The 24,272-nt window shown below is 65.3% G+C and carries 26 protein-coding genes; 19 read left to right on the top strand and 7 right to left on the bottom strand.

Annotated elements, in window-relative coordinates; all coding sequences use genetic code 11:
• From HDG33_RS24795 to HDG33_RS24765, 7 genes are all read left to right on the top strand, one after another.
• On the top strand, positions 1-918 hold the full coding sequence (locus HDG33_RS24795) for an ABC transporter permease subunit (protein ID WP_090802566.1): 918 nt from the start codon (positions 1-3) through the stop codon (positions 916-918).
• Between the two features lie 2 nt (positions 919-920).
• Positions 921-1,925 (top strand): ABC transporter ATP-binding protein, encoded by a 1,005-nt coding sequence (locus HDG33_RS24790; RefSeq protein ID WP_184034804.1) that lies wholly within the window; start codon positions 921-923, stop codon positions 1,923-1,925.
• Positions 1,922-2,941 (top strand): peptide ABC transporter ATP-binding protein, encoded by a 1,020-nt coding sequence (locus tag HDG33_RS24785; RefSeq protein ID WP_184034801.1) that lies wholly within the window; start codon positions 1,922-1,924, stop codon positions 2,939-2,941. The genes HDG33_RS24790 and HDG33_RS24785 overlap by 4 nt, the downstream gene beginning before the upstream one ends.
• The gene (locus HDG33_RS24780) at positions 2,934-4,184 is read left to right on the top strand and encodes a TraB/GumN family protein (protein WP_184035093.1); all 1,251 of its coding nucleotides are present in this window, start codon (positions 2,934-2,936) and stop codon (positions 4,182-4,184) included. The genes HDG33_RS24785 and HDG33_RS24780 overlap by 8 nt, the downstream gene beginning before the upstream one ends.
• Positions 4,185-4,398: 214 nt before the next feature.
• Positions 4,399-4,875, top strand: a complete 477-nt coding sequence (locus HDG33_RS24775) for a type VI secretion system tube protein Hcp (RefSeq protein WP_184034798.1) — start codon at positions 4,399-4,401, stop codon at positions 4,873-4,875.
• 4 nt (positions 4,876-4,879) lie between these two features.
• On the top strand, positions 4,880-5,362 hold the full coding sequence (locus tag HDG33_RS24770) for a DUF2778 domain-containing protein (RefSeq protein ID WP_184034796.1): 483 nt from the start codon (positions 4,880-4,882) through the stop codon (positions 5,360-5,362).
• Positions 5,359-5,637, top strand: a complete 279-nt coding sequence (locus HDG33_RS24765) for a hypothetical protein (RefSeq protein WP_184034793.1) — start codon at positions 5,359-5,361, stop codon at positions 5,635-5,637. The genes HDG33_RS24770 and HDG33_RS24765 overlap by 4 nt, the downstream gene beginning before the upstream one ends.
• Before the next feature lie 119 nt (positions 5,638-5,756).
• Here HDG33_RS24765 and pxpA read toward each other — a convergent pair whose 3' ends face one another.
• Genes pxpA through pxpB form a run of 3 tightly spaced genes read right to left on the bottom strand, consistent with a single transcriptional unit; the run spans position 5,757 to position 8,232 of the window.
• Positions 5,757-6,509, bottom strand: coding sequence for a 5-oxoprolinase subunit PxpA (gene pxpA / locus HDG33_RS24760; RefSeq protein ID WP_184034790.1), 753 nt, complete (start codon positions 6,507-6,509; stop codon positions 5,757-5,759).
• Positions 6,510-6,529: 20 nt separating this feature from the next.
• Positions 6,530-7,582: a biotin-dependent carboxyltransferase family protein gene (locus HDG33_RS24755; RefSeq protein ID WP_184034787.1), complete on the bottom strand. Its 1,053-nt coding sequence runs from the start codon at positions 7,580-7,582 to the stop codon at positions 6,530-6,532.
• A complete protein-coding gene (gene pxpB, locus HDG33_RS24750; RefSeq protein WP_184034783.1) occupies positions 7,579-8,232 on the bottom strand; it encodes a 5-oxoprolinase subunit PxpB in 654 nt (217 codons plus the stop codon). Before pxpB ends, HDG33_RS24755 begins: the two co-directional genes overlap by 4 nt.
• Positions 8,233-8,442: 210 nt before the next feature.
• Between pxpB and HDG33_RS24745 the strand changes: the two genes are divergently transcribed.
• Complete coding sequence (locus HDG33_RS24745; protein WP_184034766.1) at positions 8,443-8,955, top strand: winged helix DNA-binding protein; 513 nt, start codon at positions 8,443-8,445, stop codon at positions 8,953-8,955.
• 51 nt (positions 8,956-9,006) lie between these two features.
• Here HDG33_RS24745 and HDG33_RS24740 read toward each other — a convergent pair whose 3' ends face one another.
• Positions 9,007-9,549, bottom strand: a complete 543-nt coding sequence (locus HDG33_RS24740; protein ID WP_260330584.1) for a 5-formyltetrahydrofolate cyclo-ligase — start codon at positions 9,547-9,549, stop codon at positions 9,007-9,009.
• Positions 9,550-9,626: 77 nt separating this feature from the next.
• Between HDG33_RS24740 and HDG33_RS24735 the strand changes: the two genes are divergently transcribed.
• The 4 genes from HDG33_RS24735 (at position 9,627) to HDG33_RS24720 (ending at position 14,539) form a co-directional block, all read left to right on the top strand.
• Positions 9,627-11,594 carry a lytic transglycosylase domain-containing protein gene (locus HDG33_RS24735; protein WP_184034763.1) on the top strand — a complete coding sequence of 656 codons (1,968 nt, stop codon included), beginning with the start codon at positions 9,627-9,629 and terminating at the stop codon, positions 11,592-11,594.
• A gap of 81 nt (positions 11,595-11,675) precedes the next feature.
• Positions 11,676-12,629, top strand: a complete 954-nt coding sequence (locus HDG33_RS24730) for a complex I NDUFA9 subunit family protein (protein ID WP_184034760.1) — start codon at positions 11,676-11,678, stop codon at positions 12,627-12,629.
• Between the two features lie 27 nt (positions 12,630-12,656).
• The gene (locus HDG33_RS24725; protein WP_184034757.1) at positions 12,657-13,310 is read left to right on the top strand and encodes a glutathione S-transferase family protein; all 654 of its coding nucleotides are present in this window, start codon (positions 12,657-12,659) and stop codon (positions 13,308-13,310) included.
• Positions 13,307-14,539 (top strand): multifunctional CCA addition/repair protein, encoded by a 1,233-nt coding sequence (locus tag HDG33_RS24720; RefSeq protein ID WP_184034754.1) that lies wholly within the window; start codon positions 13,307-13,309, stop codon positions 14,537-14,539. Before HDG33_RS24725 ends, HDG33_RS24720 begins: the two co-directional genes overlap by 4 nt.
• Positions 14,540-14,573: 34 nt before the next feature.
• On the opposite strand, the gene HDG33_RS24715 is transcribed toward HDG33_RS24720, so the two are convergent.
• Together HDG33_RS24715 and HDG33_RS24710 are read right to left on the bottom strand one after the other, a co-directional pair.
• Positions 14,574-14,768 carry a DUF2905 domain-containing protein gene (locus HDG33_RS24715; RefSeq protein WP_018418711.1) on the bottom strand — a complete coding sequence of 65 codons (195 nt, stop codon included), beginning with the start codon at positions 14,766-14,768 and terminating at the stop codon, positions 14,574-14,576.
• A gap of 31 nt (positions 14,769-14,799) precedes the next feature.
• Positions 14,800-16,002: a class I SAM-dependent methyltransferase gene (locus HDG33_RS24710; protein WP_184034751.1), complete on the bottom strand. Its 1,203-nt coding sequence runs from the start codon at positions 16,000-16,002 to the stop codon at positions 14,800-14,802.
• 13 nt (positions 16,003-16,015) lie between these two features.
• Here HDG33_RS24710 and HDG33_RS24705 point away from each other — a divergent pair, with 13 nt between their 5' ends.
• The 6 genes from HDG33_RS24705 to HDG33_RS24680 all read left to right on the top strand — a co-directional run bounded on the left by HDG33_RS24705 (position 16,016) and on the right by HDG33_RS24680 (position 22,477).
• Positions 16,016-16,843 carry an SDR family oxidoreductase gene (locus HDG33_RS24705; protein WP_184034748.1) on the top strand — a complete coding sequence of 276 codons (828 nt, stop codon included), beginning with the start codon at positions 16,016-16,018 and terminating at the stop codon, positions 16,841-16,843.
• Between the two features lie 91 nt (positions 16,844-16,934).
• The gene (locus HDG33_RS24700; protein ID WP_090802589.1) at positions 16,935-17,330 is read left to right on the top strand and encodes a dihydroneopterin aldolase; all 396 of its coding nucleotides are present in this window, start codon (positions 16,935-16,937) and stop codon (positions 17,328-17,330) included.
• 3 nt (positions 17,331-17,333) lie between these two features.
• Positions 17,334-18,335, top strand: coding sequence for a tRNA 2-thiocytidine(32) synthetase TtcA (ttcA, locus tag HDG33_RS24695; protein WP_184034746.1), 1,002 nt, complete (start codon positions 17,334-17,336; stop codon positions 18,333-18,335).
• 141 nt (positions 18,336-18,476) lie between these two features.
• Positions 18,477-19,838: a bifunctional UDP-N-acetylglucosamine diphosphorylase/glucosamine-1-phosphate N-acetyltransferase GlmU gene (glmU, locus tag HDG33_RS24690; protein ID WP_184034743.1), complete on the top strand. Its 1,362-nt coding sequence runs from the start codon at positions 18,477-18,479 to the stop codon at positions 19,836-19,838.
• 59 nt (positions 19,839-19,897) lie between these two features.
• On the top strand, positions 19,898-21,715 hold the full coding sequence (gene glmS, locus HDG33_RS24685) for a glutamine--fructose-6-phosphate transaminase (isomerizing) (protein ID WP_184034741.1): 1,818 nt from the start codon (positions 19,898-19,900) through the stop codon (positions 21,713-21,715).
• 162 nt (positions 21,716-21,877) lie between these two features.
• Positions 21,878-22,477, top strand: a complete 600-nt coding sequence (locus HDG33_RS24680; protein WP_184034738.1) for a rhomboid family intramembrane serine protease — start codon at positions 21,878-21,880, stop codon at positions 22,475-22,477.
• A gap of 51 nt (positions 22,478-22,528) precedes the next feature.
• Here the strand turns inward: HDG33_RS24680 and HDG33_RS24675 are convergent, their stop codons facing one another.
• A complete protein-coding gene (locus HDG33_RS24675; RefSeq protein WP_184035068.1) occupies positions 22,529-22,789 on the bottom strand; it encodes a DUF6723 family protein in 261 nt (86 codons plus the stop codon).
• 240 nt (positions 22,790-23,029) lie between these two features.
• Here HDG33_RS24675 and HDG33_RS24670 point away from each other — a divergent pair, with 240 nt between their 5' ends.
• On the top strand, positions 23,030-24,265 hold the full coding sequence (locus HDG33_RS24670; RefSeq protein WP_184034723.1) for an alkaline phosphatase family protein: 1,236 nt from the start codon (positions 23,030-23,032) through the stop codon (positions 24,263-24,265).
• Positions 24,266-24,272: the final 7 nt, after the last annotated feature.

The raw sequence follows: 24,272 nt of genomic DNA, 5'->3' as shown, positions 1-24,272 counted from the left end.
ATGGCTGACATTCAAAACACCGTCCCCCAAGCGGTTACCCCGCCGAGCGGCCGCGGCATCGCGGCACGCGAATTCTGGGCGAACTTCTCGCGCAACCGCGGTGCGGTCGGCGCGGGCATCATCGTGCTGGTGCTGGTCTTCATCGCGATCTTCGCGCCGCTGATCGCGCCGCACAGCCCGATCGAGCAATACCGCGACTCCGTGAAGATCCCGCCGGCGTGGCTCGACGGCGGCAACTGGAAGTTCATTCTCGGCACCGACGAAGCGGGCCGCGACATCCTTTCGCGTCTGATGTACGGCGCGCGGCTGTCGTTCTGGATCGGCTTCGTCTCGGTGGTCCTCGCGCTGATTCCGGGCGTCGTGCTCGGCCTCGTCGCCGCGTTCTTCGAGAAATGGGCCGACACGCCGATCATGCGCATCATGGACGTGCTGCTCGCGCTGCCGTCGCTGCTGCTTGCGGTCGCAGTGGTCGCGATCATCGGTCCGGGTCTCGTCAACACGATGCTGGCGATCGCGATCGTCGCGCTGCCGGGCTATGTGCGTCTGACGCGCGCGTCCGCCCAGGGCGAGTTGCAGAAGGAGTATGTGACCGCTTCACGCGTCGCGGGTGCGAGCACGTTGCGGCTGATGTTCTCGCAGGTGCTGCCGAACTGCACGGCGCCGCTGATCGTGCAGGCAACCCTTGGCTTTTCGTCGGCGATTCTCGATGCCGCCGCGCTCGGCTTCCTCGGCCTCGGCGTGCAGCCGCCGTCGGCGGAGTGGGGCGCGATGCTCGCGTCGGCGCGCGACTACATCGACAGCGCATGGTGGATCGTCACGATGCCCGGCCTGTCCATCCTCATCTCGGTGCTTGCGATCAACCTGCTCGGCGACGGGCTGCGTGACGCGCTCGACCCCAAACTGAAACGGATGGCCTGATCATGAGCAATCTACTGACCATCCGCAATCTCGCGGTCAACTTCGGTGGCCTGCCCGCGGTCGACCGCATCAATCTCGACGTCGCGCCGGGCGAAGTGGTCGGCGTGGTGGGCGAATCGGGCTCGGGCAAGAGCGTGACGATGATGGCGCTGATGGGCCTGATCGACGCGCCCGGCAAGGTCTCCGCCGACGAAATCACGTTCGACGGCAAGAACCTGCTGAAGGCCTCCGCGAGGGAACGCCGCAAGATCATCGGCAAGGACATCGCGATGGTGTTCCAGGACGCGCTGACGAGCCTGAACCCGAGCTACACGGTCGGCTATCAGATCAAGGAAGTGCTGAAGCTGCACGAGGGCCTGCGCGGCAGCGCGCTAGACAAACGTGCGCTCGAACTGCTCGATCAGGTCGGCATTCCCGATGCAAAGAACCGCATTGGCTCGTTTCCGCATCAGATGTCGGGCGGCATGAACCAGCGCGTGATGATCGCGATGGCGATCGCCTGCAACCCGAAGCTGCTGATCGCCGACGAGCCGACCACCGCGCTCGACGTGACGATCCAGGCGCAGATCATGGAATTGCTGATGCGCCTGCAGAAGGAACGCGGCATGGCGCTCGTGCTGATTTCGCACGATCTGGCCGTGGTGTCCGAGGTCGCGCAGCGCGTCGCCGTGATGTATGCGGGCGAGGTGATCGAGACGAACAAGGTGCCGGACATCTTCGCCGCGCCTCATCATCCGTACACGGAAGCGCTGCTGGCCGCGATTCCCGAGCACAACGTCGGCGCGGTGCGGCTCGCGGCGCTGCCGGGCATGGTGCCGGGCCGCGACGACCGGCCCAAGGGGTGCCTGTTCGCGCCGCGCTGCAAGTACGTGGTCGACGACTGCATGAAGGCGCGCCCCGCGCTCGCGCCGCTGCCCGCGCACGCCGAGCTCACGCGCGTGCGTTGCATCAAGCCGCTGAACCTCGAGAAGGACGCCAACGTTCACACGCAAGGAGGCGCCCGATGAGCGCAGTACCCGAAACCCGTCGCCAGTCGCATCGTACTGGCGATCACGTGCTCGTCGCCGACCAGCTCGCGCGCTACTACACGGTCAAGCGCGGCATGTTCGCGCACGGCACGGTGAAGGCGCTGAACGGCGTGTCGTTCGCGCTCGACCGCGGCAAGACGCTGGCGGTAGTCGGCGAGTCCGGCTGCGGCAAGTCGACGCTGGCGCGTCAGCTGACGATGATCGAAACGCCGAGCGCGGGCCGCCTGCTGATCGACGGCGAGGACGTGGCCGGCGCGAATCACGAGAAGATCGCGGCGCTCAGGCGCCGCGTGCAGATGGTGTTCCAGAACCCGTTTGCGTCGCTCAATCCGCGCAAGACCGTCGAGCAGACGCTCGGCGAACCGCTCGCGATCAACACGCAGATGAGCGCGACCGAGCGCGCCGAGCGCATCGCGCAGATGATGCGCACGGTCGGCCTGCGGCCCGAGCACGCGAAGCGCTATCCGCACATGTTCTCCGGCGGCCAGCGTCAGCGTGTCGCGATCGCGCGCGCGATGATCCTCGATCCGCAGATCGTGGTCGCCGACGAACCGGTCTCGGCGCTCGACGTCTCGATCCAGGCGCAGATCCTGAACCTGTTCATGGACCTGCAGGACGAGTTCAAGACGAGCTACGTGTTCATCTCGCACAACCTGTCGGTGGTCGAGCATATCGCCGACGACGTGATGGTCATGTACTTCGGCGGCGTCGCTGAACTCGGCGACAAGCAGCGCATCTTCTCGAAGCCGCGCCATCCGTACACGCGCGCGCTGATGTCGGCGACCCCGTCGATCTTCGAGGCCGACCGCACGATCAAGATCAAGCTGCAAGGCGAAATGCCGTCGCCGCTGAATCCGCCGTCGGGCTGCACGTTCCATCAGCGCTGCCCGTACGTGATCGACCGCTGCCGCAGCGAGGAGCCGAAGCTGCGAGAAGTGGATGGCCGCCTGGTCTCCTGTCACCGCGCTGAAGAGGTGGGGGACGTGGATGCCTGATGTGGTGGCGGCGCGTCGTCTTGCGCGCCGCTTGTGTGAGGGCGGCTGGATAGCCGCCTTCGCGCGGCGCCGCGGGGCGCGTGCGCTGGGAGGCGCCGCGCCCTGTGGCGCATTTGCTGGAAGGTTCGCCGGCAAGTTTTTTCGCACGTTTCTCTGCGCGTTCGTTCATGCGCTCGCACGCGCCTTTTTCTCCGTATTTCTTCTTGCGTCGCTGTCCGCTTTGTTTCGCGTAGGCTGCGCGCTGTCGGTCGGCGCGGTCGTACCCTGCATCGCTCACGCGGCCGGCGCGGCGGCCAGGGCGCCAGCCCAGGCGGCCCGTCCTGCCGTCACGGTGCCAAGCCCGCCACCGCCGTCCATTGCGCCGCCCCCGGTCCCCGGCACCACGGCGAGCGGCCCGGTGCGCCAGCAACCGGCGCGCATGCCGTTCTATGTCGCGACGCGCGGCAGTACGACGATCTACGTGCTCGGCACGCTGCACGTCGGCGATCCCGCCGACTATCCGGCGGGGCAGCCGTTCCGCGCGCCGATCCTCGCGGCGCTCGCCGCGTCGCCGACGCTCGCGCTCGAACTGTCGCCCGATGAGCTGCTGGTGTCGCAGGACGACGTGTCGAAGTACGGCGTGTGCAAGCACGACTGCCTGCCGGGTCTGCTGCCCGAGCCGCTGTGGCACAAGCTCGCGTTGCGGCTGCGCGGCAACCCGGCCGCGCTCGATGCGATCAAAAAGATGCGGCCGTGGCTCGCGTCGCTGGTGGTCGAGACCTACGACTCGCTGTCCGCGGGGCTGCAAACGGAATACGGCACCGAAGCGCAATTGCAGAACGTCTATCTGAAGACGCGCGGCAAGATCGTTGGACTCGAAACGCTCGCGCAACAGATGCGCGCGTTCACCGGACTGTCGGCCGCGCAGCAGCGGGAGATGCTCGCGCAGGATCTGGTGCAGACGCCCGCGCAGAACGTCGAGGACGTGCGCACGCTGCACCGGCTGTGGCGGGTCGGCGATGCCGATGCGATCGCCGCGTGGCAGGCTGCCAAATCGGAGAAGCTCGCGCGCGACCCGCGCGTCTCCAATTCGATCGACAACCGGATCGTCTACGAGCGCAATCGCCGCTTCGTCGCGAGAATGTTGCAGCTCGCCGCGCCGAACAAGCCGCTGTTCGTCGCGATCGGCGCGCTGCATCTGGGTGGGCCGAAGGGCGTGCTGCAGCTGTTGCGGCAGCACGGCTTCGTGGTTGAGGCGGGTTGAGTCGGTTCGAGACTGCGGCCGTAGCGGCGGGATCGATCAGAAGGCAACTGCAGACCACCGTATAGCGCGATCGCCGTGCTGAGCCAGGCCATCGCGATCAGCGCCGTGAATCTCTGGCGCATTTCTCGGCGGAGTCCGAGTCGTGTTGCATCCTGTGCCTGTTAGCTTCGTCAGAACTTTTTTCGCAAGCAACTAACAGGAAGGAGATCCAAGGATGGAACAGGACATCTTTATCAAGATCGATGGTATCGATGGCGAATCGCAGGACGCGGCTCATCTCAACGAGATCGATGTAATCGGATGGCGCTGGCAAGTTACACAACCGACCGGGATGCTCGCCGGTTCAAGCCGACATGTCCCAACTGCCACTGTCTCCGACCTTGAATTTACTCATCTGATGGACCGTGCCAGTCCGAATCTGGCGAAATACTGCTTCTCCGGAGAGCATATCTCCGAAGCGAAACTTACGGTGCGAAGGACCGGCGGCGTTCCTCGCGAGTACGCAAGAATCACGATGTACGACGTGATTGTCTCGTACGTTGAACCGATTGGAGGCGGTCATTGCTGCCACGAACAGGTGCGTCTGTCGTTTGCACGGATGAAGCACGAATACATATTGCAGAACAATCAGGGCGGAAGCGGGGGCACGGTGACTGCCCTAATAGACATCCGGGCAAACAGGCAGGGTTAATCAAATGCCCGTGTCTTGCACTTTCACATTGAATCGACGCCCCATGTCTAGCTTGCTTTGTCCCGGTCTTGGTAGTGTTCCTGCATTTTCGGGTAATGGGCGATATATCGATGACCCAGATTTCACGAAAGTGGTAAGCGCTGGCGCCATCCCCGCAGGCGAGTACTACATCGTCGATAGGGAAAGTGGGGGGCATTTCGGTTGGCTCTGGGATGCTGCGAAAGACTTATTGGCGGACACGCACCGCGCGGAATGGTTTGCTCTGTACCGCAATGATCAACACATTGATGATTGGACGTTCGTAGACGGTGTGCGACGCGGCAGCTTTCGGTTGCACCCGGTAGGACGATTCGGAGAAAGCGACGGTTGCATTACGCTTTCGTCCCGCGAGGAGTTCAAGGCGCTGCGGTCATACCTGAAAGCCCAGCCGCCCGCATTCATTCCCGGAACGATGACCAGATACTACGGCACGATCAACGTGAAATGAAAAAGGCGCTGATTTGTGTTGCGCTGGCACTGGTGCTGACGCTTCCCATCGCAGTGGGAATTGCCCGCATGCCGGGTATTGATGAATGGTTTGCGAGCGGCGCGGGCTCTGAGTTTTTTGCTCCGCTTTTCAAGGTGCTGGATTCGGTTGGCGGAGAAAACGACACGGACATCATCGTCGCAACGTTGCTCGTTGTCAGTTTTCTGGTCTCCTTGATATTGGCCGTCGCTCTATTAGCGATCGATAGTCATTTGCGTCGGCCGCGCCACCGTTGATTGGACAGCAGCAGCTTTCGGACGACGAGGTACTGCGTCAGATGGCCAGCACCTCGTCGATATGAAAGGAACCGCCGGATCGGATCGGCGTGCGGCGTGATCGACGGTGATGCGAACGCTCAGACGCGCGCGGTGGCCGCCGCATGCACTTCGATGCCTGCGTCGGCGAGCGCGCCGCGAATGCGTCGCGCGAACGCCAGCGCATGCGGGCCGTCGCCGTGCAGGCAGATGGTCTGCGCGTTCAACGGCACCCACTGTCCATCGACGGCTTTCACGCGCTGCTCGCGGATCATCACGAGCGTGCGCGCGAGCACTTCGTCCTCGTCGTCGAGCAGCGCGCCCGGCTCCTTGCGCGGCACGAGCGAGCCGTCGGCGCGATAGCCGCGGTCGGCGAACACTTCCTCGATCGCGGTCAGGCCCGCGTTGCGCGCGGCGCTCACGAGCCCGCTGTTGGCGAGCGCGAACACCGCGACAGACGGATCGAAATCGTGCACCGCGGAGACGATCGCGTCAGCGATCTTCGCCTCGCGTGCGGCCTGGTTGTACAGTGCGCCGTGCGGCTTCACGTGCGCGATGCGCCCGCCCTCGGCCTGCGCGATCGCCGACAGCGCGCCGAGCTGATACAGCACGCCCGCGTAGATCTCGCCCGCCGGCAGATCCATTTCCTTGCGGCCGAAATTCTCGGGATCGTTGAAGCTCGGATGCGCGCCGATCGACACGCCTTTCTGCACGGCCCAGCGCACGCAGTCGCGCATCGCGTTGGGGCTGCCCGCATGCCAGCCGCATGCGATGTTGGCCGAGCTCACGAGGTCGAGCAGCGCCTCGTCGGAGCCGCAGCCTTCGCCGAGATCGGCGTTCAGATCGATTTCCATGGGGATTCCTTTACTTTGTGTCACAGCGCCGCGAGTGCCACCCGGCGCGCGCAACGCTCTTCATGCATCGCGATCGCGGCATCGATCTGCCGCAGATACGTGCGTTCTTCCAGCAAAGCCTGGCGCGCTTCGTAGGGCGTCGTCGCAATGAAACGGACAGCACCGTTCAGGCGCACCTGCGCGAGCTTCCACAGATCGGCCTGAATCACCGCGCCGATCTTCGGATAGCCGCCGGTGGTCTGCGCGTCGCTCATCAGCACGATCGGCTGACCGTTCGGGGGCACCTGGATCGTGCCGGGCAGCACCGCGTGCGACAGCAGGTCAGTCTTGTGCGTGCGCTTCAGCTCGGTGCCGGCAAGGCGATAGCCCATGCGGTTGCTGTTCGGCGTCACGAGCCACTCGTCGGACCAGAACGACTGCTGTGCATCCGCGGTGAAGCTGTCGTATTCGGGGCCGCGCAGCACGCGGATCGGTATGGCCCACGGCACGCCCGACGGATGACGACCGCGCCGCAGCGGCTCGTTGACCAGCACGAACTTGCACCAGGCGGGCGCCTTCACGCCGAACTCGGGCGCCTCGGGCGTGAAGCCGAGGTGACCGCGCTGCTGCGGCGCGCCGACCGGCAGACGGTCGCCGTCGTTGAGCGCGCGGCCGCCGAGTCCGCCGAAATGGCCGGCAAGGTCGGTGCTGCGCGAGCCGAGCATCGGCAGCACGTCGATGCCGCCCGCCACGCAGACATAGCCGCGCATGCCGCGCTTCGCCGCGTGCAGCACGAGCTCCTGGCCGGCCTGCACGGGCAGACTCCAAAATGAATAGACGGGTTTGCCGTCGAGCGTCGCGCCGAACTCGGTGCCGGTGATCGCGACGCGCGTCGCGCGCAAAAAGCGCAGCGCGGTCGGGCCGAAGGTGATTTCGAGGCCGGCCGCGTCGGGGCGGTTGCCGACCAGCCGGTTGCCGACTTCGAGCGACAGCCGGTCGAGCGCCCCCCCCATCGCGACGCCGAGATGCCGATAGCCGTGGCGGCCGAGGTCCTGGATCGTGGTCTGGAGACCCGCGCGGATCACGTCGATCATGCGTGCATCCCCGCGATCGTGAAGCGCACCCGGTCGCCGGGCTGCAGCAGCGTGGGCGGACGGCGCGCCGGATCGAACAGCGGCACCTCGGTGCGGCCGATCAGCTGCCAGCCGCCCGGCGACACCGCCGGATAGATGCCAGTCTGCTCGCCGCCGATGCCGACCGAGCCCGCTGGCACCTCGAGCCGCGGCGAGGCGCGGCGCGGCGTGTACAGCGCGGTGTCGAGCCCACCCATATAGGCGAAGCCGGGCTGGAAGCCGAGAAAGAACACCACGTAGGCGCCGCCCGCATGACGTTCGACGACCTCGCGCGCGCTCAAGCCCGTATGTTCGGCGACCGCCTGCAGATCGGGGCCGAATGCGCCGCCGTACTGCACTGCAATCTCGACGTCGCGACCGGGCGCGACGGCTTTGGCCGCTGCGTTCCAGGCCGTCAGCAACTGCTCGCCGAGCGCGTCGGCGTCGGTCGAGAGCGGGTCGAACACGAGCGTCAGATTGTTCATGCCGGGCACGACTTCGAGCACCTGCGGCCAGTCGCGCGCGGCTTCGGCCGCAGCCCACACGCGCTGCTGGCACTCCAGCGTGGCGGGCGGCGGCGCTTCGCAGACGAGCGCGGCATCGCCGAGGGGAAAAATTCGTGGTTGGCTCATGACTGGGTGGCCCGGATCGAGTCGGAGGATGAGGCGGACAGCGCGGTGCGTTGGCGCATGCCCGGCGCGAAGTCCGCGACGTTTGAAGCGTACATTATCAATAAAATATCGACGATTTACCAATAAGCGTTTTTGCCAGGCTCGTCGGCGGCGGGCATCGTCGTACACTTGCGACACTTTTCCAGCCCATTTTCGTCACGGGAACCTCGTATGACGCGTCATCCCACCAAGATCGTTTCGTCGGAACATCTCGTCTCCGAGAGCAGCGCGGAACTCTCGGAACTCGAATACGCGCTGATCATGGCGGGCAATGCGTTCAACCGCTGGATGGTGCGCTGCATGTCGGCGGCGGGCGACAAGGACATGACCGCGATCGAAGTGTCGCTGCTGCACCACGTGAGCCATCGCGAACGCCGCAAGAAGCTCGCGGACATCTGCTTCGTGCTGAACATCGAGGACACGCACGTCGCGACGTACGCGTTGAAAAAGCTCGTAGCTAGAGGGTACGTAAAAAGCGAAAAGACCGGCAAGGAAGTGTTCTTTTCCGCAACCGGCGCGGGCCGCGAACTATGCCTGAAGTATCGCGAGGTGCGCGAAAACTGCCTGATCTCGACGCTCAAGGAAAGCGGCCTGACCAACCAGCAGATCGGCGAGGCCGCGCAGTTGATGCGCAATGCGTCGGGCCTGTACGACACGGCGGCGCGCGCGGCGGCTTCGCTGTAACGACGAAACACCGCGCAAGCGCCGGCGCGTCACACGCCGCGCATCGCGCGTTCAGCCCGGCAGCGCCGGATGAAACCCCGCCTCTGTGACGATCAGATCGAGCGCAATGTCATGCGCCTCGCGTTCCAGCGTGTCGGTGCGGCACGCTTCGTAGGCGATGCCGACCGTGATCGGCTTGTGCGCCGCCGGCCAGCCGGCCAGCGTGCGGTCGTAATAGCCGCCGCCGTAGCCGAGGCGGTAGCCGTCCGAGTCGAAACCCACGCAGGGCACGAACAGCAGCTCGGGCAGCACCACGCGCCCCGAGGTGGGCTCGGCAATCTTGTGATGGCCGATTTTCATCGGCGTCGCGGGCGTCCAGGCATGGAATTCGAGCGCCATGCCACGTTCTTTAACGATTGGCAGGCTGGCTTCGTGGTGCGAGTCCGCGGCAAGCCAGAGCGCAATCGCCCCGCGCGCGTCGAACTCGCCGGCAAGCGGCCAGTAGAATCCCGCGCTGCGTACCGCGTAGTGCTTCAGCGCGTCGAGCATCCGACGCCCGAGCGCGGCATTCTTCGCCGGCTCGGAAGCCGCTTGCAGACGGCTTTCCAGCAACATCCGGCGCAGCGCCTTTTTCGTTGCCGGGACAGGGTTGCATGCTATGCTTGGGTCCAATTCGCGCTCCAGAAACAACGATGTCAAAACGCCTTTTTCGAGTATATCGCGCGGCCAGTATCGCGCTTGCCGCAGCGGCACTCGTGGCCTGCAGCACTGCCTCGGCCGTCAAGCCCCTTCCGATCTCGCAACTCACGAACGACGACCAGATTTTCGTCCAGCTTCGCGAAGCCTCGCGTACTAACGACGCGGCGCGCGCAGCCCAGCTCGCGAGCATGATCCCGAATTATCCGGCGCCCTCGTATCTGGAGTACTTCCAGATCAAGCCGCAGCTGTTCGATTCGACCGGCCATGCGCGCATCGACGCGCCGGACGCGCCCGTGCTCGCGTTCCTGCAGAAGTACGACGGCCAGGCGATCGCCGATCGCATGCGCAACGACTACCTGACGGTGCTCGGCACGCGTCACGACTGGCGCAACTTCGACCAGCAGTACGCGAAGTTCGTGCTCGACGACGACACTCAGGTCAAGTGCTACGCGCTCGAATCGCGCGCGTCGCGCGGCGAGAACGTCGCGGACGCGGCGCGCGCGCTGCTCGTAGAGCCAAAGTGGTACGGCGACGGCTGCGTCGATCTGATCACGGTGCTCGGCGTGAACCACCAGTTCAGCGCCGACGACATCTGGGCGCAAATTCGTCTCGCGTACGAGCAGAACTACACGAGCACCGGCAGCAAGCTCGTCGACGCGCTCGGCGACCAGCCGCCCGACCCGGTGCTGTTCAGCCAGGCGACCAATACGCCGCCGCTATTGCTCGCGCGCGGCGTCGGACCGGATGCGCAATCGCACCAGCTGGCGCTGCTCGCCATCACGCGCATGGCGCGCAACGATCCGGCCATGGCCGCGGCCACGTTCGCGTCGGTCGCGCCGTCGCTGAATTCGCCGGAGCGCGCGATCGGCTGGGGCACGATCGGCTATCAGGGCGCGCTCAAGCAGATGCCTGGCGCGGTCGACTGGTTCCGGCTGTCGGCCAACGCGCCGCTGTCGAATCCCGCGTATGAATGGCGCACACGCAGCGCGCTGCTCGCAGGCGACTGGAACATGGTGCGCTGGTCGATCGAGCAGATGCCCGAGTCGCTGCGAAAGCAATCGTCGTGGGTGTACTGGCACGCGCGCGCGCTGAAGCAGGCCGGCGACACGGCCACGGCCAGTCAGGAATTCCAGTCGATCGCGTCGAACTTCAACTTCTACGGCCAGCTCGCGCTCGAAGAGCTCGGCCAGAAGATCACCGTGCCGCCGAAAACCACCGTGACCGACGCAGAAGTGCAGCAAGCCGGCACCACGCCGGGCTTCGATCTCGCGCAGCGCTTCTATGGGCTGAATCTGCGGCTCGAAGGCAATCGCGAGTGGAACTGGCCGTTGCGCAACATGTCCGACCGGCAACTGCTCGCCGCCGCCGAGTACGCGCGCCGCATCGAGCTGTACGACCGCACCGTCAACACCGCGGACCGCACGAAGAGCGAGCACGATTTTTCGCTGCGCTATCTATCGCCGTTCCGCAACATCGTCGAGCAGGACGCGCAGTCGAGCGGGCTCGACGTCGAGTGGGCGTACGGGCTGATTCGCCAGGAGTCGCGCTTCATCATCAACGCGCGCTCTGGCGTCGGCGCGGGCGGACTGATGCAACTGATGCCCGCCACCGCGCAACTGGTCGCGAAGAAGATCGGTCTGGGACCGGTGTCGCGCGAGCAGATGAACGACATCGACACCAACATCCTGCTCGGCACGAACTACCTGGCGATGATCTACAATCAGTTCGACGGGTCCGCCGTGCTGGCCACCGCTGGCTACAACGCAGGTCCGGGCCGTCCGCGCAACTGGCGGCAGTCGCTGCAGCGCCCGGTCGAAGGCGCGGTCTTCGCCGAGGCGATTCCGTTTCAGGAAACTCGCGACTACGTAAAAAATGTGTTGTCCAACACGGTCTACTACGCGGCATTGTTCGAAGGCCGTCCGCAATCGCTGAAGGCGCGCCTGGGTTACATCGCACCGTAAGCGCCTTGGCGCCGCAATCTCGCTTCGAGGTTGCGGCGCGCTTCGCCAGCCGTTGCCGCGGCTTCCATCAGGGAGTCGAAAATGCGACATCAAGCCATCGCGGTCATCGGCGGTTCAGGGTTCATCGGCAGCTACCTCGTCAACGCGCTCGTCGAGACGGGCAAGGACGTGCGCGTCGCCACACGGCGACGCTACAACGCGCGACATCTGACCATGCTGCCGATCGACGTGCTCGAAACCGACGTGTTCGATCCGGTGCAACTCGCGCGCTTCGTCGAGGGCGCGGATTGCGTAATCAATCTCGTCGGTATCCTGAACGGCAAACGCGGCAAGCCCTATGGGCGGGAGTTCGCGCATGCGCACGTCGAGCTGCCGACGCGCATCGTCGCCGCCTGTGAAGGCAAGGGCGTGCATCGGCTGATTCATCTGAGTGCGCTAGGCGCCAATCCGAACGGCCCGAGCATGTATTCGCGCTCGAAGGCCGACGGCGAGAAAGCCGTGCATGCGGCCAACGTCGCGTGGACGATCTTCCGGCCGTCCGTCGTGTTCGGACCTGAGGACGCGTTTCTGAACAAGTTCGCGTTCCTGCAGCGCGTGTTTCCGGCCATTCCGCTCGCGATGCCGGACGCGCAGTTCCAACCGGTCTATGTCGGCGACGTCGCGAAGGCGATCGTCAACGTGCTCGATCTCGATGGCGCGAGCGGCCGCACCTACGAGCTTGGCGGCCCGACCGTCTACACGCTCGAAGACCTGGTTTCGTACTGCGGCGACGTGATCGGCAAGCATGCGCGCATCATCCGTCTGCCGGAGCCGCTCGCGCGCCTGCAGGCGTTGAGCTTCGAATTGGCGCCGGGCGAACCGGTGATTTCGCGCGACAATCTCGATTCGATGAAGGTCGCCAACATTCTGAGCGGGCCGCTCGCGCCCGAGCTCGGACTCGAACCGGTCAGCATCGAAGCGATCGTGCCGACGTACCTGACCGGTGCTGCCTCGGGTTCGCGACTCGACACGTTCCGCGCCAACGCCGGACGCTGAAGCCTTTCCCTCTACCTGATAACAAGTATGAAACTGCTGATTGGTGACAAGAACTATTCGTCGTGGTCGATGCGTCCGTGGCTGCTGCTCACGCACTTCGGCATTCCGTTCGACGAGGAACTGATCCTGCTGTACGAAGCCGACACGAATGCGAAGATCCGCGCTCAGGCGCCGCGCGGACCGGGCAAGGTGCCGTGCCTGATCGACGACGCCGGGCAGGCCGTGTGGGATTCGCTGGCGATCGCCGAAACGCTCGCCGAGCGCTTCCCGCAACACGCGCTGTGGCCGCGAGACGCGGCGGCGCGCGCGCATGCGCGCAGCGTCAGCGCCGAGATGCATTCGGGGTTCGGCGAGTTGCGCTCGAAGATGTGGATGAACATCCGTGCGTCGTTCCCGGGCAAGAACGCGACGCCGGGCGCGCTCGCCGATATCGCGCGGATCGAGACGATCTGGCGCGACTGCCTCGAGACCTACGGCGGTCCGTTCCTCTTCGGCGAATTCGGCATTGCCGACGCGATGTTCGCGCCGGTCGCGATGCGCTTCAACACGTGGAAGCCGGCGTTGTCGGAGACCGCAGCCGCCTATGTCGAGCGGCTCACCGAGCTGCCCGCGGTCAATGCATGGATCGACGCCTCGCGCCGCGAAACGCACGCGATCGCCTATCAAGACGAATGCCCATGAATATCTATGCAGTAGGTGGCGCGGTCCGCGACGAGCTGCTCGGCGTGCCGGTGCAGGACCGCGACTACGTGGTGGTGGGAGCGACACCCGAGCAGATGGTCGCGCAGGGCTATCGGCCGGTGGGCAAGGACTTTCCGGTATTCCTGCATCCGCAGACGCACGAGGAGTACGCGCTCGCGCGCACCGAGCGCAAGACGGCGGCCGGCTATCACGGCTTCCAGTTTTTCTATGCGCCCGACGTGACGCTCGAAGAAGACCTCGCGCGCCGCGATCTGACGATCAACGCGATGGCGCGCGAGGTGCGCCCGGACGGCGAGCTGACCGGCCCCGTCATCGATCCGTTCAACGGCCAGGCTGACTTGCAGGCGCGGCTTTTTCGCCATGTCAGCGCCGCGTTCCTCGAAGATCCGGTGCGGATTCTGCGCATCGCGCGTTTCGCGGCGCGTTTCGTCGATTTCACGGTCGCGCCGGAAACGCTGGCGCTGATGCGCGAGATGGTCGCCGACGGCGAAGCCGATGCGCTGGTGGCCGAGCGCGTGTGGCAGGAGGTGTCGCGCGGGTTGATGGAGAAGAAGCCGTCGCGGATGTTCGGCGTGCTGCGCGACTGCGGCGCGCTCGCGCGGATTCTGCCGGAGATCGACGCGCTGTTCGGCGTGCCGCAGCGCGCCGACTATCACCCCGAGGTCGATACCGGTGTCCACGTGATGATGGTGCTAGACCATGCCGCGCAGCAGGGCTACGCGCTGCCGGTGCGCTTCGCGGCGCTGACGCACGACCTCGGCAAGGCGACCACGCCGGAGGACCTGCTGCCGCGGCACATCGGCCACGAGGGCCGCAGCGTCGATCTGCTGAAGCCGCTGTGCGAGCGGCTGCGCGTGCCGAACGAGTGCCGCGATCTGGCGGTGCTGGTCGCGCGCGAGCACGGCAATATTCATCGCGTGATGCAGATGGGGGCGGCTGCTCTGGTGCGCCTGCTCGAGCGCAGCGACGCGATCAGGAAGCCGGCGCGCTTCGCCGAGGCGCTGCAGGCCTGCGAGTCGGATGCACGCGGGCGGCTCGGCCTCGAGATGAGCGAGTACCCGCAGGCCGAGCGGCTGAGGCTTGCACTGGTGGCCGCGCGAGGCGTGGATGCAGGGGCAGTGGCGCAGCGGCTCGCCGATGCGCCGGCCGGCATCAAGGACGCCGTGCATGAGGAGCGCGTGCGTGCGGTAGAGGCTGCGCTGGCTTGAAGTCGCGCGGGCGTAAAGTAGCGCGCGACGGCGCCTACAACACCCGCGCCAACAGCGACAACAGCATCGACAGCACCAGCGTCGACATGAACGGAAACGGATACTCGCGGCCGAACAGCCGCAAGGTCACGTCGCCGGGCATCCGGCCGATGCCGAGCTTCCTCAGCCACGGCCAGCACGACGACAGCACCGCGACGGCAACGAAGGTCGTCAAAAGCCAGCGAATCATCGCGAGTCCTCGAGCCAGAGCGGATTCACAATCACAGCGTATGCGAACGATCGCCGCTCGAAAAGGCGCGCAGCGTATCGTCGAGTCCACGCGAAAACGCGATCACCTTGAAGAGCTCGCCCATCTCCGCCTCGGACAGCAGCTTCTGTACCGCGCTGGCGGCGGGAAGAAAGCGCGCGGCGTCGGCGGGATCGATTTCGCCGAGCACCTGGGTGACGCCCGCGTTCAGCAGAAAGCGCGCTTGCGATGTGAAGCCGAGCAGGTCCGCGCCGGTCTCGACGCCCGCCTCGGCGATGCCGGTGAATTCGACGTGCGCGGTGATGTCCTGCAGACCGGGGTACAGGAACGGGTCGCCGTGCGCGCGGTGCCGGTAGTGGCACATCAGCGTGCCCTGCGCGCGCTGGTCGTGGTAGTACTCGTGGCGCGGAAAACCGTAGTCGATCAGCAAGATTGCGCCGCGCGCGAGCATCGTGCAGATGGTGCGCGTGAAGGCGCGCGCGGCTTCGTGCGTTTCTGTCACGTAGTCGTCGCCGGCCGGTTCGCGGGTCGCATCGATTTCGGTCAGCAGCGCGAGGTCCGCGGCGGCCGCGACGGGGCGGTCGTCGAACGCGAAGGCGCCGTCGCGCCACACCACGCCGCGCTCGCGCCAGACACCGCCGATTTGCGCGAAGAGCCGCACCGGCATCGCATCGAGCACCTCGTTGCCGATCACCACGCCTTCGAAGCGCTGCGGCAACGCGTCGAGCCAGCGCACTTTCGCGAGCAGCGCGGGCGCGGCCGCCGCGATCGTTTCGCGCTGCCGCTCGCGCAGCTCACCCGATAGATCGATGATCGAATAGCTGTCGAACCCGGCGCCGAGCGTGTCGAGCGCATTGAGCAAGCCCGCGGCGAGCTTGCCGGTGCCGGCGCCGAACTCCATCACATCGCGCGTGCCACTCGCCTCCAACGCTTCGGCGAGCGGGCGCGCGAGCGTCGCGGCGAACAGCGGCGACAATTCCGGCGCGGTGACGAAGTCGCTGCCGTCGTCGGCGCGCAGGCCGAATTTACGCGCACCGCCGCTGTAGTAGCCGAGACCCGGCGCGTACAACGCGCGCTCCATGTAGCGGTCGAACGGCAGCCAGCCGCCGGCCGTGTCGAGCTGCGCGCGGATCTGGGCGACGAGCGCGTCGGACTGCGCGAGCGCGCTCGGGCCGGGAGCAGGTAAACTATCGGGCTGGTGAGCTTTGGGATTCATCCCCGCATTGTAAATGACCGTTTCTCCGGACATCGCTGCCCGCGCGGCTGAACTGCCGCTCGAAACGCCCCGCGTCGTGCTGATTACGGGCGCCGCGCGCCGCATCGGGCGCGCGCTCGCCCTCGGCTTCGCCGCGCGCGGCTGGGACGTGGCCGTGCACTACGGTGCCTCGCGTGAGGACGCCGACGAAGTGGTCGCGCAAATCATCGCGCTGGGCCGCCGCGCGGTCGCGCTGCACGCCGATCTCGGCGACGAGACGCAGGTCGCCCGGCTGCTGCCGGACTGCGCCGCTGCGCTCGGGCGGCCGTCGTGCATCGTCAATAACGCGTCGCGCTTCGAGGAAGACACGGCGCGCGACGTCGGCTACGAACTGCTGCTGAAGCTGACCGCGATGAACGTCGGCGCGCCGCTCGTGCTCGCGCGCATGCTTTACGACGCGACGCCCGATGCGGCATTGCGCGACGAAAGCCAGCGCGGCGTCGTCATCAACGTGCTGGATCAGAAGCTGTACAACATGAACCCGGACTATCTGTCGTACACGCTGTCGAAGGCGGCGCTGCAGACCGCGACGGTCGCGCTCGCTCAGGCGCTCGCGCCGAAGCTCCGGGTGGTCGGGCTCGCGCCCGGGCTGACCATGCAATCGGGCGACCAGACCCAGCACGGGTTCGAGGCCGCTCACCGTATGACGCCTCTTGGCCGTGCGTCGCGGCCCGAGGATATCGTCGCAGCCGCGCTGTATCTCGCGGATGCAGCCGGCGTTACCGGAACGACGCTGGTGGTCGACGGCGGGCAGCATCTCGTGCCGCTGCCGCGCGACGTGATGTTTTTGACGGGCGCCTGACACGCGCGCGTGGCCGGCCTTCGAGGCGGCCAACGCGTGTGGCGAAGCGCCCCTTTGCGTGCCCCGCACGCTTTTTTGGACTGGAACGAACATGTTTGCCGCTCTTTCGCACCCCCGGCTCGCCGATTGCCGCCGGCTTTTTCTGCGCAATTACGAAGTGCACATCAATATCGGCGTGCACGACTTCGAAAAGCGCGGCGAGCAGCGCGTCGTGATCAACGTCGAACTGTTCGTGCCGCTCGCGATGTCCACGCCGGTGCACGACAAGCTCACCGAAGTCGTCGACTACGACTTCATGCGCTCGACGATCGCGAGGCGCGTCTCGCAAGGCCATATTCATCTGCAGGAAACGCTGTGCGACGACCTCGTGCGCGCGATGCTCGAACATCCGCAGGTGCGCGGCGCGCGCGTGTCGACCGAAAAGCCGGACGTGTATCCGGACTGCGATGCGGTCGGCGTCGAAGTCTTCCGCATCAAGGAGGACTGAGCGATGAACGCACCGGAAATCCTGAGCGCAGACAACGAAACCGCTGACGCCACCGCGGCACCGAGCGCCGCCCGCGCCTCGAAATCGCCGCTCACGCGCCGCGAGCAGAAGGAAGCGTACGAGAACAACAAGCTCTTCAAGCGTCTCGCGCGCCAGGTCGGCCAGGCGATCGGCGACTACAACATGATCGAGGATGGCGACAAGGTGATGGTGTGCCTGTCGGGCGGCAAGGACAGTTACGCGATGCTCGAGATCCTGATGCGGCTGCGCGAGCGCGCGCCGATCAATTTCGACATCGTCGCGGTAAACCTCGACCAGAAGCAGCCGGGCTTCCCCGAGCACGTGCTGCCCGAGTATCTGACCCAGCTCGACATCCCGTTTCACATCGAGAATCAGGACACCTACAGCATCGTCAAGCGGCTCGTGCCGGAGGGCAAGACCACCTGTTCGCTGTGCTCGCGGCTGCGGCGCGGCATCCTGTATCGCGTCGCCGGCGAGCTCGGCGCGACCAAGATCGCGCTCGGCCATCATCGCGACGACATCCTGCAAACGCTGCTGCTGAACCTGTTCTATGGCGGCAAGTTGAAGGGCATGCCGCCCAAGCTGCAATCGGACGACGGCAAGAACATCGTGATCCGGCCGCTCGCCTACGTGAAGGAAACCGATCTGGAGAAGTACGCCGAGCTGCGTGAATTCCCGATCATTCCGTGCAATCTGTGCGGTAGCCAACCAAACCTTAAGCGCGCGGAAATGAAGGCGCTGGTCCGCGACTGGGAAAAGCGTTTCCCGGGCCGCATCGAGAACATGTTCAATGCGTTGTCGAACGTGGTGCCGTCGCATCTGATGGATCACCAGCTGTTTCCGTTCGCGGGGCTGCGCGCGACCGGCGCAGCCGACCCGCAAGGTGACATCGCGTTCGACGAAGAACCATGCTCGAGCGGCGACGAAGGCGCGCCGCTCACCAGTGCGAAGACCATTTCGCTGGTCCAGTTCGACGACCTGTAACGAGCGAAAAGTGCCTGTTCCGGCGGCATTCCGGCGCTTTTCCACTGGCTTGCAAGCCCTGCCGAGGCCGCGTCTGCGGCCTTTTTTGCAGGTGCAGCATGATAGAATCGTCCGCTCCAAACTCGTCTATTTGCCGACGCCATGAACATCGTCATTTTGGCGGCAGGTACCGGCAAGCGCATGCGGTCCGCGCTTCCCAAGGTGCTCCATCCTCTGGCCGGCCGGCCGCTCCTCGCTCATGTCATCGACACCGCCCGCGCGCTGAAGCCCGCCCGCCTGATCGTCGTGATCGGCCACGGCGCCGAAGCCGTGCGCGAAGCCGTCGCGGCGCCCGATATCCAGTTCGCGGTGCAGGAGCAACAGTTCGGCACCGGCCACGCGGTGCAGCAGGCGCTGCCGCTGCTCGATCCTTCGTTGCCCACGCTGGTGCTTTATGGCGACGTGCCGCTCACGCGTGCGCAAACGCTGCGCGCACTGACCGGGCGTGCCGGCCAGGACGGCTACGGCGTGCTCACCGTCACGCTCGACGACCCGACCGGTTACGGCCGCATCGTGCGCGATCGGCACGGCAACGTGCAACGCATCGTCGAGCAGAAGGACGCGAGTCCCGAGCAGCTGAAGATCGCCGAAATCAACACCGGCATCATCGTCGCGCCGACCGCGCGCCTTGCCGGCTGGCTCGCGGCGCTCAAAAACGACAACGCGCAGGGCGAGTTCTATCTGACCGACGCGGTCGAAATGGCGATCGAAGCCGGCCTCGAAGTCGTCACCACGCAGCCCGACGACGAGTGGGAAACGCTCGGCGTCAACAGCAAGCAGCAGCTCGCCGAGCTCGAGCGGATTCATCAGCGCAATGTCGCCGACGCACTACTCGTCGCGGGCGTGACGCTCGCCGACCCGGCGCGCGTCGACGTGCGCGGCACGCTCGAATGCGGCCGCGACGTGTCGATCGACGTCAACTGCGTGTTCGAAGGCCGTGTGACGCTGGCCGACAACGTCAGCATCGGGCCGAACTGCGTGATTCGCAACGCGAGTATCGGCGCCGGTACGCGCGTCGATGCGTTCACGCACATCGAAGGCGCGGAAGTCGGCGCGAAGGCCGTTGTCGGTCCGTATGCGCGCTTGCGCACAGGCGCGACGCTGCAAGACGAGTCTCATGTAGGGAACTTCGTCGAGATCAAGAACGCGGTGCTCGGTCATGGCTCGAAGGCCAACCACCTCACCTACATCGGCGATGCGGATGTCGGCGCGCGCGTGAATATCGGCGCGGGCACGATCACCTGCAACTACGACGGCGCCAACAAATTCCGCACCGTGATCGAGGACGACGTGTTCGTCGGCTCGGACACGCAACTGGTCGCACCGGTGCGCGTGCAGCGCGGCGCGACGATCGCGGCCGGCACCACGGTGTGGAAGGACGTCGCCGCCGACGCGCTGGTGTTGAACGATAAAACCCAGACGAGCAAGACGGGCTACGTGCGCCCTGTCAAAAAGAAAAGCTGATCGATACGGCGTGCCCACGAGGCGCGCTCACTGAATCCGGCACTGAAAAGGAATACACCATGTGCGGCATTGTCGGCGCGGTTGCGCAACGTAATATCGTTCCCGTCCTGATCGAAGGACTGCGACGCCTCGAATATCGCGGCTACGATTCGTGCGGCGTCGCCGTGCTCGGCGCTCGCGGGCCGAGCCGCGCGCGCAGCGTCGCGCGCGTGGCCGACCTCGAAGGCCAGGTGCGCGACGGTCACCTCGAAGGCGTGACGGGCATCGCGCATACACGCTGGGCCACGCATGGCGCACCGGTCACCGACAACGCGCACCCGATCTTCTCGCGGGATGCGCTGGCGTTGGTACACAACGGCATCATCGAAAACTACGAGACCTTGCGCGAAATGCTGCGCGGCAAGGGTTACGAGTTCGTCTCGCAGACCGACACCGAGGTTATCGCGCACCTGGTCCATAGCCTGTATCGCGGCGACCTGTTCGCCGCGGTGCGCGAGGCGATCGCGCAACTGCACGGCGCGTATGCGATCGCGGTGCTGCACAAGGATCAGCCGCATACGGTGGTCGGCGCGCGTCAGGGCTCGCCGCTCGTGGTCGGGCTCGGGGACGGCGAAAACTTCCTCGCATCGGACGCGCTCGCGCTCGCAGGCAGCACCGAGCGCTTCATCTTCCTCGAGGAAGGCGACGTCTGCGAACTGTCGCTCGATGGCGTGCGCATCGCCGATCGCCAGGGCGAGGCCGCGCAACGCGAGGTGCGCCAGGTGGCGGCCTATGGCGGCGCGGTCGAACTCGGCCCGTATCGCCACTTCATGCAGAAGGAAATCTTCGAGCAGCCGCGCGCGATCACCGACACGATTCCGCAGGCCGACGCGTTCGATGCGTCGATCTTCGGCGAAGGCGCGCGCCAGGTGTTCGCGGACATCGACAGCCTGCTGATTCTCGCGTGCGGCACCAGCTACTACTCGGGGCTCACCGCCAAGTACTGGCTCGAATCGCTCGCGAAGATTCCGACTCAGGTCGAGATCGCGAGCGAGTATCGCTATCGCGAGTCAGTGCCGAATCCGAAGTCGCTGGTGGTGGTGATTTCGCAGTCGGGCGAAACCGCCGACACGCTCGCGGCGCTCAAGCACGCGCAGGCGCTCGGCCACAAGCACACGCTCGCGATCTGCAACGTCGGCACGAGCGCGATGGTGCGGCAGACCGGGTTGTCGTTCCTCACGCACGCGGGCCGCGAGATCGGCGTCGCGTCGACCAAGGCATTCACGACGCAGCTGGTTGCGCTGTTCACGCTGGCGGCAACGCTCGCGAAGCTGCGCGGACGTTTGAACGACGAGCAGGAAGCGAGTTATCTGAAGCAGTTGCGCCACCTGCCGGCGGCGCTTAACAGCGTGCTCGCGCTGGAGCCGCAGATCATCGCGTGGTCGGAGGAGTTTTCGCGCAAGGAACATGCGTTGTTCCTCGGACGCGGCATGCACTATCCGATCGCGCTCGAAGGCGCGCTGAAGCTCAAGGAGATTTCGTATATCCACGCCGAGGCGTATCCGGCTGGCGAGCTGAAGCACGGGCCGCTGGCGCTCGTGACCGAAGCGATGCCGGTGGTGACGGTCGCGCCGAACGACGCGCTGCTCGAAAAGCTGAAGTCGAACATCCAGGAAGTGCGCGCGCGCGGCGGCGAGCTTTATGTGTTCGCCGATGCCGATACGAAGATCGTCAACGGCGAAGGGCTGCATGTGATCCGGATGCCAGAGCACTATGGCTTGCTGTCGCCGATCCTGCACGTCGTGCCGCTGCAGTTGCTCGCGTATCACACCGCTTGTGCGCGTGGCACGGATGTGGATAAGCCGCGGAACCTGGCGAAGTCGGTGACGGTGGAGTGACGAAGACGTAGCGGCAAACCGGGCCGCAAGCTCACGCAATCAGCCGCGACGCCATGCGCTCCGGCGGAGGAAACACCATCGGCATCTGTCTTGCCACGATGCCTCGACGTGAGGACGCCACATCGACTACCCTCTGTCGACATCCCACGTGGCCTCGTCATCATGAAGACCTCACCTCCCAACACGCTAACCGAAAAGCTGAAGTCACGCGTCATGCTAATCGCGCTGTTCGTCGGTTCGATGTGGGCGGTGTTCTTTCTGTCGGTTGCGTTGCCGTTCCTGCATCTGAACGAACACGGCGTCGTGCCGCGTTCGCTCGACGGCTTGCAGGGCATCCTGTTCGCGCCGTGGCTGCATGCGAGCCTCGGGCACATCGCCGCCAACACGAGCGGGCTCGTCGTACTCGGCTGGCTGTGTACGTGGCCGAACATCGCCGGCTTCTGGCGCGCGACCATCGGCGCGATGCTCGGCGCCGGTCTTTGCGCGTGGCTATTCGGCGCGCCGTATTCGGTGCACATCGGCGCGAGCGGGCTGGTGTTCGGCTATGCGGGTCACCTGGTTGCGCGTGGTTACTACACGCGCAATCTCGTGTCGATCCTCGTGGCCCTGGTCGTCGTCAGCAGCTACGGTCTAAGCCTGCTGTTCGGCGTACTGCCGATCTATCCGGATGTGTCGTGGCAGAGCCATGTCGGCGGCGTGCTCGGTGGTGTGCTCGCCGCGCGTACGGGGGCCGGCGCGGCAAACCGGGTACGCGTGCGCTGACCCACCCGCATTTTTTCGCGTGTCGGCATATCGCCGGGTGATCGACGAATCCTACAACTCCGGCCGCGCCAGATCGCTCGCGACGATGTGTTCGCCATACACCTGCGCGGCCGCGAGCGCTTCGAGTCGGCTCGCGTGTGGGCCCAGTTCGGGCGCGCCATCGAATGGAAACAGCACGCGGCCGTCGGTCGTGCGCAGCACCTTCAACACGCCGAAGAAGCGCCGGTAGCCGGCCATTTTCGCGCTCGCCGAAATCTCGAAGTCGTCCTCCGACGTGCCCGGGACGCTGGGAATAAACGCGGTCTTGCTCATAGCTGAAAACATCGGTTGTTCGTTGAGGCGGCGCGCAACGATGCGCGCGGCCGACGCGCATTGTCTCAAATCGGCGCGAAGCGTGAATCGAGTCGGCAATCCGCTGGTCCGCCAATGGTTTCATCGGTAAACGAATGTCAACTTTCACGGCAATGTCATAGGCGCTCCATAAAGTCTGCCCGCAAATAAAACCGCATTCCCGACAGGGCAACAAAGAGACAGCAACAGAGGGCAACGAACATGTCACACCGCATTGGGCTACGCGCACTCATCATGGCCGCTTGCGCGGCTTTAATCGCTTTGATCGTGGCCGCCTGCGGCTCGTCTTCTTCGTCCGGCGGGCTGCAACTGACCGGACAGCAGCAGATTCGCCACGTCTTCGTGATCACGCTCGAAAACGAAAACTACGCGACCACATTCGGCGCCAACACCAAAGCGCCGTATCTCGCGCAAACGCTGGCATCGCAAGGCGCGCTCGTGCAGCAGTACTACGGCACGGGCCACGTCAGTCTCGACAACTACATCTCGATGATCAGCGGCCAGTCGCCGACCAACGAGACCGACAACGACTGCATGACCTATCAGGACTTCAAGCTGACCGGCATGACGTCCGATGGCCAGGCGATCGGCTCGGGCTGCGTGTATCCAGCGAGCGTGAAGACGTTGCCGGACCAGCTGAAGGCAGCGGGCTATACGTGGAAGGGCTATGAAGGCGACATGGGCAACGATCCGTCGCGCGAAGCCGCTACCTGCGGCCATCCGACGCTGAACACGACGGACCTGACGCAGTCGGCCGAAGCGCCGAGCGCGGCCGTGCCGCTCGGCGACCAGTATGCGACGCGCCACAATCCGTTCATGTACTTCCATTCGATCATCGATTCGCCGGACTGCGGACAGCACGTCGTCAATCTGAATAACCTGCAGAACGATCTGCAATCGGTCTCGACCACGGCGAACTTCAACCTGATCACGCCGAACCTGTGCGACGACGGCCACGACGCACCTTGCGTGAACGGCCAGCCGGGCGGCCTGACGAGCGCGAACACGTTCCTGCAGAAGTGGGTGCCGATCATTACCGCATCGCCGGCGTTCCAGAAGGATGGCCTGCTGATCATCAACTTCGACGAAAGCAGCTACGCGACGGTCACGCAGTCCGCGTCGGGCGAGGATCTGGTATTTGCGGGCACGACCTGCTGTAGCCAGCAACCCGGCCCGAACCTGCCGTCGTTCCCGGAGACTTCGTCGCTCGCCTATAACGGCATCACGATCAACCTGACCAAGTCGAGCTACGGCGGCGACCAGACCGGCGCTGTGATGATCTCGAAGTTCATCAAGCCGGGTACGGTGTCCACGGTGCCGTACAACCACTATTCGATGCTGAAGAGCATCGAGGACATCTTCCAGCTGGACCACCTTGGTTATGCGGGACAGGCCGGTCTGGTGGGGTTCGGCAGCGACATCTTCACGAACCTGTAAAAGACTC

This window comes from Paraburkholderia sp. Cpub6, from assembly GCF_014201065.1.
Classification (GTDB): domain Bacteria; phylum Pseudomonadota; class Gammaproteobacteria; order Burkholderiales; family Burkholderiaceae; genus Paraburkholderia; species Paraburkholderia tuberum.
This window is presented reverse-complemented; position numbering and strand designations above follow the sequence as displayed.

What these genes read in the sequence shown, in the direction of transcription:
- HDG33_RS24795 (WP_090802566.1), top strand. Translation starts at nt 1, where the DNA reads ATGGCTGACATTCAAAACACCGTCCCCCAAGCGGTTACCCCGCCGAGC.
- HDG33_RS24790 (WP_184034804.1), top strand. Translation starts at nt 921, where the DNA reads ATGAGCAATCTACTGACCATCCGCAATCTCGCGGTCAACTTCGGTGGC.
- HDG33_RS24785 (WP_184034801.1), top strand. Translation starts at nt 1,922, where the DNA reads ATGAGCGCAGTACCCGAAACCCGTCGCCAGTCGCATCGTACTGGCGAT.
- HDG33_RS24780 (WP_184035093.1), top strand. Translation starts at nt 2,934, where the DNA reads ATGCCTGATGTGGTGGCGGCGCGTCGTCTTGCGCGCCGCTTGTGTGAG.
- HDG33_RS24775 (WP_184034798.1), top strand. Translation starts at nt 4,399, where the DNA reads ATGGAACAGGACATCTTTATCAAGATCGATGGTATCGATGGCGAATCG.
- HDG33_RS24770 (WP_184034796.1), top strand. Translation starts at nt 4,880, where the DNA reads ATGCCCGTGTCTTGCACTTTCACATTGAATCGACGCCCCATGTCTAGC.
- HDG33_RS24765 (WP_184034793.1), top strand. Translation starts at nt 5,359, where the DNA reads ATGAAAAAGGCGCTGATTTGTGTTGCGCTGGCACTGGTGCTGACGCTT.
- pxpA (WP_184034790.1), bottom strand. Translation starts at nt 6,509, where the DNA reads ATGGAAATCGATCTGAACGCCGATCTCGGCGAAGGCTGCGGCTCCGAC.
- HDG33_RS24755 (WP_184034787.1), bottom strand. Translation starts at nt 7,582, where the DNA reads ATGATCGACGTGATCCGCGCGGGTCTCCAGACCACGATCCAGGACCTC.
- pxpB (WP_184034783.1), bottom strand. Translation starts at nt 8,232, where the DNA reads ATGAGCCAACCACGAATTTTTCCCCTCGGCGATGCCGCGCTCGTCTGC.
- HDG33_RS24745 (WP_184034766.1), top strand. Translation starts at nt 8,443, where the DNA reads ATGACGCGTCATCCCACCAAGATCGTTTCGTCGGAACATCTCGTCTCC.
- HDG33_RS24740 (WP_260330584.1), bottom strand. Translation starts at nt 9,549, where the DNA reads ATGTTGCTGGAAAGCCGTCTGCAAGCGGCTTCCGAGCCGGCGAAGAAT.
- HDG33_RS24735 (WP_184034763.1), top strand. Translation starts at nt 9,627, where the DNA reads ATGTCAAAACGCCTTTTTCGAGTATATCGCGCGGCCAGTATCGCGCTT.
- HDG33_RS24730 (WP_184034760.1), top strand. Translation starts at nt 11,676, where the DNA reads ATGCGACATCAAGCCATCGCGGTCATCGGCGGTTCAGGGTTCATCGGC.
- HDG33_RS24725 (WP_184034757.1), top strand. Translation starts at nt 12,657, where the DNA reads ATGAAACTGCTGATTGGTGACAAGAACTATTCGTCGTGGTCGATGCGT.
- HDG33_RS24720 (WP_184034754.1), top strand. Translation starts at nt 13,307, where the DNA reads ATGAATATCTATGCAGTAGGTGGCGCGGTCCGCGACGAGCTGCTCGGC.
- HDG33_RS24715 (WP_018418711.1), bottom strand. Translation starts at nt 14,768, where the DNA reads ATGATTCGCTGGCTTTTGACGACCTTCGTTGCCGTCGCGGTGCTGTCG.
- HDG33_RS24710 (WP_184034751.1), bottom strand. Translation starts at nt 16,002, where the DNA reads ATGAATCCCAAAGCTCACCAGCCCGATAGTTTACCTGCTCCCGGCCCG.
- HDG33_RS24705 (WP_184034748.1), top strand. Translation starts at nt 16,016, where the DNA reads ATGACCGTTTCTCCGGACATCGCTGCCCGCGCGGCTGAACTGCCGCTC.
- HDG33_RS24700 (WP_090802589.1), top strand. Translation starts at nt 16,935, where the DNA reads ATGTTTGCCGCTCTTTCGCACCCCCGGCTCGCCGATTGCCGCCGGCTT.
- ttcA (WP_184034746.1), top strand. Translation starts at nt 17,334, where the DNA reads ATGAACGCACCGGAAATCCTGAGCGCAGACAACGAAACCGCTGACGCC.
- glmU (WP_184034743.1), top strand. Translation starts at nt 18,477, where the DNA reads ATGAACATCGTCATTTTGGCGGCAGGTACCGGCAAGCGCATGCGGTCC.
- glmS (WP_184034741.1), top strand. Translation starts at nt 19,898, where the DNA reads ATGTGCGGCATTGTCGGCGCGGTTGCGCAACGTAATATCGTTCCCGTC.
- HDG33_RS24680 (WP_184034738.1), top strand. Translation starts at nt 21,878, where the DNA reads ATGAAGACCTCACCTCCCAACACGCTAACCGAAAAGCTGAAGTCACGC.
- HDG33_RS24675 (WP_184035068.1), bottom strand. Translation starts at nt 22,789, where the DNA reads ATGAGCAAGACCGCGTTTATTCCCAGCGTCCCGGGCACGTCGGAGGAC.
- HDG33_RS24670 (WP_184034723.1), top strand. Translation starts at nt 23,030, where the DNA reads ATGTCACACCGCATTGGGCTACGCGCACTCATCATGGCCGCTTGCGCG.